The organism is Microbacterium azadirachtae (genome assembly GCF_000956545.1).
Lineage (GTDB): Bacteria > Actinomycetota > Actinomycetes > Actinomycetales > Microbacteriaceae > Microbacterium > Microbacterium azadirachtae.
Window position 1 is genome coordinate 96,538 of sequence record NZ_JYIT01000076.1, and the last position, 6,482, is coordinate 103,019.

Annotated in this window: 3 protein-coding genes; all 3 read right to left on the reverse strand. The window is 70.0% G+C overall.

Translation table 11 applies throughout. The features are described from left to right. Window positions 1–4: 4 nt before the first annotated feature. Complete coding sequence (locus RL72_RS10060; RefSeq protein WP_248700441.1) at window positions 5–4,870, reverse strand: helicase-related protein; 4,866 nt, start codon at window positions 4,868–4,870, stop codon at window positions 5–7. A gap of 146 nt (window positions 4,871–5,016) precedes the next feature. Beyond that, complete coding sequence (locus tag RL72_RS10065; protein WP_045250691.1) at window positions 5,017–5,541, reverse strand: hypothetical protein; 525 nt, start codon at window positions 5,539–5,541, stop codon at window positions 5,017–5,019. A gap of 196 nt (window positions 5,542–5,737) precedes the next feature. Next, entirely contained in the window at window positions 5,738–6,298 is a 561-nt protein-coding gene (locus tag RL72_RS10070; protein ID WP_045250692.1) for a hypothetical protein, read from the reverse strand. Window positions 6,299–6,482: the final 184 nt, after the last annotated feature.

The window sequence follows — 6,482 nt, forward strand, 5'->3', positions numbered from 1 at the left end:
GATTTCAGAGGCCGAACTGCGGTCCTTCACGCTGCGGCGTAGCCGTCGAACGCTCGACGACGGCGAGGTCGGCCACAGTGCGGTCGGGGTCGGCCCGCACACCGAGCGTCGGCCGACGCGCGCGGACGGCCTCCACGGTGATCCGGGCCTCCTCGACGGCGGGCGGCAGGTCTCCGCCGTCCTGCATCGCGGCGAGCTGCGCCTCGACACGGGCCAGGTCGGTCTCTGACTCGGCCAGGGCGCCCGCGTACCGGAACGGTTGGCCGATGCGTTCCTCCGTCTCGGCGATTGTTTGCTCGGCCACGGTGAGGTCGTCGCGGGCGTGGCCGAGCAGGGTGGGGATGCCCGAGACGCGGTTCTCAATGCGCTGGATCACGCCGACGCCTCCCTCGAGGAACAGCTCGCGCGAGATCGTGAAGCCGCTGCGGGGCACGTCGTCGAGAGTGACCTCCATGAGCAGGTCGCCGAGCATCGGGCGGGTGCCCAGGTGGACGTCGAATCCGCTGATGCGTCCGATGACGCCGTAGTCGCGGGTCGCGTACTTCGGCGCCCACTTCAGGTCCGAGTCGTGCGCCCACCGGGCGAGCGCATGCGCGGCGTCGACCCGCGAGTCGTAGTGCGTGCCGCGCAGTTCGATACGGAAGTTCTCGCCGGAGGTATCGCGGATGCGCGGCAGCGCCGCCTCCAGATGCTCGATATCGTTCCCCGCACGGCGGGCGTCGCCGCGGGCGCGGTCGCGGGTGTGGATCAGCATGGACTCGTTGCGGTGATAGGCGCGTTCCAGCCGACGCAGCCTGGTCACCTCGTTCTGGATCGTGGAGTGCTCCAGCAACAGAGGGTTGCCGGAGCTGATCGCCTTGGCTTCCGCGGCGGACAGGGCCGAGGAGTCGATCTCCTCGATCTCGCGGGTGTCGAGCCGGCCGCGCATGAGTTGGGCGATGAACGTCGCCTTCCGCTCGACGCCCTGCCACATGTAGGAGTCGAAGGAGCGCTCCGTCACGAATCGGACGATCGCGACCTCCGCGTTCTGATTGCCCTGCCGCATGATCCGGCCCTCGCGTTGGGCGATGTCCGACGGGCGCCACGGACAGTCCAGATGGTAGAGCGCGACGGCGCGGGCCTGGACGTTCGTGCCGACGCCCATCTTCTCCGTCGAGCCGAGCAGCACGGCGATGTGCCCGGCACGCGCGGCGGCGAACAGACGCGCCTTGTCCGTGTCGGTCTTGGCCTCGTGCATGAACCGGATCGCCTCGCCCGGCATCCCGCGCATCACGAGCTGGGCGTGCAACTCGTCATAGGCGTTCCAGCGGTCGGGGTTCGGCGTCCCGATATCGGAGAACACCAGCTGCAACGCCCCGCGCACCGGCGAGGGATGCCCGGTGATGGCGTCGAGGTACTCGTTGTCGCGCGTGCGTTCCCAGACCCGGTGGATCGCGTCCGCGGCGGCGTCGATCTTTGTCGGGCCGGAGGGCCGGTTCGGGACGATCATGCGAATGTCCAGTGCGGCCTTGCGGCCGTCGGTGGACACGTTGAGCATGTTGTCCTCATTGGGCGGAACCGCCTTCGCGGCGATCTTCTCCGCCCGCGCGCCCAGGTGCTCGATGAACCGTTCGAGCTCCACAGTCGGCTGCACCGGCACGGTCGCCGGGACGCGCTGTCCGTCGTCGCGGGCAACGAGGTCAGGTGTGGGCAGTTGCAGGTCTTCGGCGGTCTTCACGTCGGCGAAGATCGACCACATCTTGAGCATCTCCGGCACGTTGGAGAACTTCGCGAAGCGGGTCTTCATGCGGAACGTGTTGTTTCCGGTCGGTGCCATCTCCATCTGCGTGACGGTCTGCCCGAACGTCGCCGCCCAGGCGTCGAACGCCCCGATGCCGGCCGCGTCGAGCAGGTCGGGACGCAGGTAGCGCTGCATCACGTATGCCTCGGTGACCGAGTTGGAGATCGGGGTCGCGGTCGCCCCTGTGACGACCCGCTCACGACCCTGCGAGCGGAGGTACTCGAGCTTCATGTGCAGGTCGGTCGCCCGGTCGGAGCCCTCGATCGAGGCGTCGCGAATGTTGGACTCCGTGGCGAGGTTCTTGTACATGTGCATCTCGTCGACGATCACGTAGTCGATCCCGGTGTCCTCGAAGCAGACCCCGACGTCGCGGGAGGTGTCTGTGCGGTCCTTGAGCTTGTTCTCCAGGGCCAGGAGTTTGCGCTGGATGCGCTTGACGCTCATCCGGTCCTCGCCCTCGGCCTGGTCGAGCACCTGCTTGACGTCATCGAGCTGTGAGCGGATGTACGCCTGCTGGGTCTCCGTGCGCAGCGGGATCTTCGCGAACGCGCCCTGCGTCAAGATCACGGCATCCCACTCGTTCGCCGCGGCGCGAGCGACGAAGGTGCGGCGCTTGTCCGCAGTCAGGTCACCGCTGGAGACGGCGAGGATGCGGGCCTGCGGGTAGATCTGCAACCACTCCCGACCGACCTGCTCGAGCATGTGATTCGGTACGACGACGACGGGCTTGGCGATCAGGCCCATGCGGCGCATCTCCATCGCACCCATCACCATCTCGGCCGTCTTCCCGGCACCGACCTCATGGAACAACCCGGCCGAGGGCTCGGCGATCATGCGGGCGACCGCGGCCCGCTGATGCGGGCGCGGCTCGAAGCTCGCTGCCATGCCGGGCAGCGAGAGGTAGTCGCCCGCATCGCTGTAGTCACGCAGGACGATCGAGTTGAAGCGCCGGTTGTACTCCTCGACCAGCGCCGCGGCGCGGGCCGGGTCTTCCCACACCCACTCGCCGAACCGCTCTTGGATTAGGTCGGCCTTCTCCTGCGCGGCCGTCGTCTCGATCGGGTTCAGGACGCGGCGGATCTTCCCGCCGACGTCTTCCACCTCGTCGTAGACGAGCAAGGTCTTCTGCTCCATGACGGCTTGGGCGATGTCGGGTGCGGGGCGCCGCTCGGTGCCCCATTCGCTCGTGGACAGCACGCCCGCCCGCCCGCCGCGAACCTCCCACATGCCCGGCAGCGCGTTCTCCACCCGCACGTCGGAGGTCTTCAGGATCGCGTTGAGGAAGTCCTCGTGGATGCGTTCGCTGATCCACACCGCGCCCAGGCGGGCGGTGATGTCCTCGACGCCGAGCGCGGGCGGCAGCACGGCGGCCAGCGCGTCGGCGTTCGCCTGGAACGCGGGCTCGTCGGCGGCGCGCGCCTTGGCGGCCTCCAACTTCCCCCGCACGTCACCGGACAGGTAGGCGGGGGCGTGGACGAGCTCGCCGCCGACGGGATCGGTGAACACCATCCCGGCCAGCGCCGGGCGTGCCTCGTGCTCGGGCATGCCCAGAAGGTCGGCGATCAGGGTCAGGTCGATGCCGCCGGTGCGGTCCAGGCTCACCGCGATCGCGTCAGCGGGGGTCTCCACGCCCTGCACCTCCGGGCGCGGAGCGACGACACGGCGGGTCATGATCGCCGCCGGCGTGGCCGTCTGCTCGGTGTCGTCGAACTGCTCCAACGCGATCACCAGTGGCCCGAACGGGTCGGAGCGCAGCAGCCGGATCGGGGTCGGCACGATCCGCGCGTAGGTGTTCTCACCGGCGGGGTTCTGCCGCCCGGTCGGCCGTAGCGTGTAGCGGTTGAGGGGGCCGTATTTGCCGAGGTACTTCTGGTAGTCGCGGCGCAGCGCGGCCCGCGCCTCGGTGACCTCGGCCGTGTCGTCCACCGTCGCCGACTCCAGGGTTAGCAGGGTCGTGGCCCGGTCGCGCAGCCCGAGCAGGGCGCGGAGCTCGGTCGCCGCCGACTTGGGTACGGCGAACGGTTCCAGCGCCCCGGAGGCGACGGTCGCGAACTCGCCGGCGTCGACCGGCACGATGCTGCCGTCCCACACGGCCGGCGCCGACGGGGTGAACGCGGCACGGCGGGACTGCTGCGCCGCAGTCCGCTCGCTCATCGTCAGCCCGAGCCGCCGCCCGGCGAACACGATCTCGTCCACGGCGAGCGCCAGGGTGCTCTCCAGCTCGGCGAGGTCGCCGGTGACGGTGAGCGTGTCCGCCCCGTACATGCCCTGCTGCACGCCGACGGCGCCGAGCATCCGCTCGGGCCGATGGTCGAAGTAGGCGTTGATCTTCACCAGCCGCCCGTCGATGCTGACCGGCGTGACGGTCTCCCACAGGTCGTCGGCCGGGGGCCGGCCGTCCTCGCGGCGGCGGAAGATGAGTAGATCGGTGAGCACCTCAGTGCCGGCCGCGCGGCGGTGTGCGCCGGTGGGCAGGCGGATCGCCCCGACGAGATCCGCCAGGGCGTTCATCTCCCGGCGTGCGCCGGGGTTCTGCGCGTCCATCGTGTAATGCGAGGTCAACACCGCGACGAGCCCACCGGGCCGGGTCAGCCGCAGCGACTTCAGGATGAAGTGGTTGTGCATCGTCTGCTTGGTGCCGTTGTGGACCGGATCGTGCAGGACGACGCCGGCGAACGGTACGTTGCCGATCGCCGCATCGAAGTGCGCTTCGGGCAAGCGGGTGTCGGCGAACGACTCGGCGCGGATCGTCGCGTGCGGGTAGATGCCCTGGCTGATCCCTGCGGTCACCGGGTCCAGCTCGACGCCGGTCATCTGCGCCGTCGCCGGTGCGAGACCGATGAACGTCCCCGCCCCTGAACCGGGTTCCAGCACGGCCCCGCCGGTGAAGCCGAGCGCGCTCATCGCTCGCCACATCTGTCTGACGATCAACGGGTCGGTGTAGTGGGCGTTGATCGTCGTGCGCGCCGCGGCGTCCCACTCCGCCTCGTCGAGCAGACCGCGCAGCTCGGCGCGTTCGACATCCCAGCCGTCCTTGGCCGCATCGAACACATCGGGCAGCGCCCCCCAGCTCGACCAGCGGGCAAGCACCTGCTGCTCCTCAGCAGTCGCGCCCCGGTTCTCAGCCGCTAGCGAGCGCGCCAGCCGAATCGCAGCGGTGTTCGCCTGGAACCGGGCCTTCGGCCCCGAGGGGGCCAGGTCGTCCTGCGATGCCGGGACGAACCGAGGTGGGGCGGCTAGCTCAGTTCGCGCAGGAAGCGGATCGTCGCCGCCTCCTGAAGGACGGCCTGGTTCTCCCGCAGGTAGTCCCGCGGCGGCTCGGTCGCCACCAGGCCCTCGAGGAAGGCCACCGGCACCGCCCAATCGCTCGCCATCTGCTCCAGCTCCACCGTCGAGGGCATCAAGTCCGGGGAGTCTTGCATCCGTTCGGCCCAGATCACGAGGTTCTCGTCCGAGGGCCGGGTCTGCTCCCATTCCTCGCGGGCCTGCTCCAGCGGCAGCTCCGGGTCGCCGATCCACACCAGCTGTGCCATCACGACCTCCTCCGCTATCCGCCGGGCCGTCACTAGTCGGGCGACCTCCTGCAAGTAATTCTGCTCCGAAGATCGCGTCCCAGCCAGCATTGCCGTCAGATCCGACACTTGCGCCTGCACTTCCAGGCCCAGGTTCGTGAAGAACTCCTCCGGGTTCTCCAGCGCGTTCAGCCGGCTCGGGGCCGTCCTCTCCCAATGCGCTCTGGCTGCTGCCGCGTACTTGTTCATCGACGTGCTCCTCCCCGGTCGCTTCGTCCGGCGTGTCGGATGCGAGCGCGGCGGCCAACGACTCGTCGGCGGTCTGCTCGTCCAGCCCCCACAGGTCGAACGCGAGCTGACCGGGATGCGGGTCATGATTCCGGCGCGCAGCCATCACGCCACCTCCGCGTCACGCATGGGTTCTCCCGTGATCGGTCGCCGAGGCTCAGGGGCGGATCTCGCCCGTGTCCGGGTCGAGGTTGCGGTAGAACTCGTCCTCCGCCGCCCGGCGGCGGGCGACGTCATCGAGGACGTGCTGCACGAAGTCCGCGTCCCGATCGGTGATCGGCGTCTCCTCGACCGGCTCGGCCGGTTCCTCGCCCGGCCACACCGTCTGCCGGGTCGGGCGGTCGCGGTCCAGTCGGGTGCCGGACGCGGCGACCCAATCGCGCAGCCGGTGCCGGGCATCGGCGAAGTCGCGGTGCCAGCCCAGCGGTGCCGACCCGTTCTGCTCCGGGTCGTAGGCGCCCAGCCAATGCAGGTGCAGCGCGCTCAGTTCCCACACGAGCTCGGGATGCCGATGCCACAGCGGCGGGATCACCGCCGCCGGCAGACCGTAGGTGCGGCGCAGCCAGTTCACCCAGGCATTGAGCTCCAGCCACTCGGTCTCGGCCTCGTCGGCGGTCAGGATGTTCCAGTTCACCGGGTGCGGCGGCTCCGGCAGCAACTCCGGCTCGCGGCCGGCGTCGGGCGCGGGCTCGCGCGGGGTCTCGTCCTGGTTGCTCATGGCAGGTCCGCCGCTCAGAGGGCGACCGCAGCGGACTCGGCGGCCTGCCGCCTCGGCGCGTCCGCGATCGGCCACGACAGCTTGCGCACCCGGTACAGCGTCGACCGCAGCCACCGCGCCGAGCAGGCCGCGGAGGCGGACGCCGCCGAGCGCCCCGCGCCGCGCCCGCGTCGCAAGCCGGCGC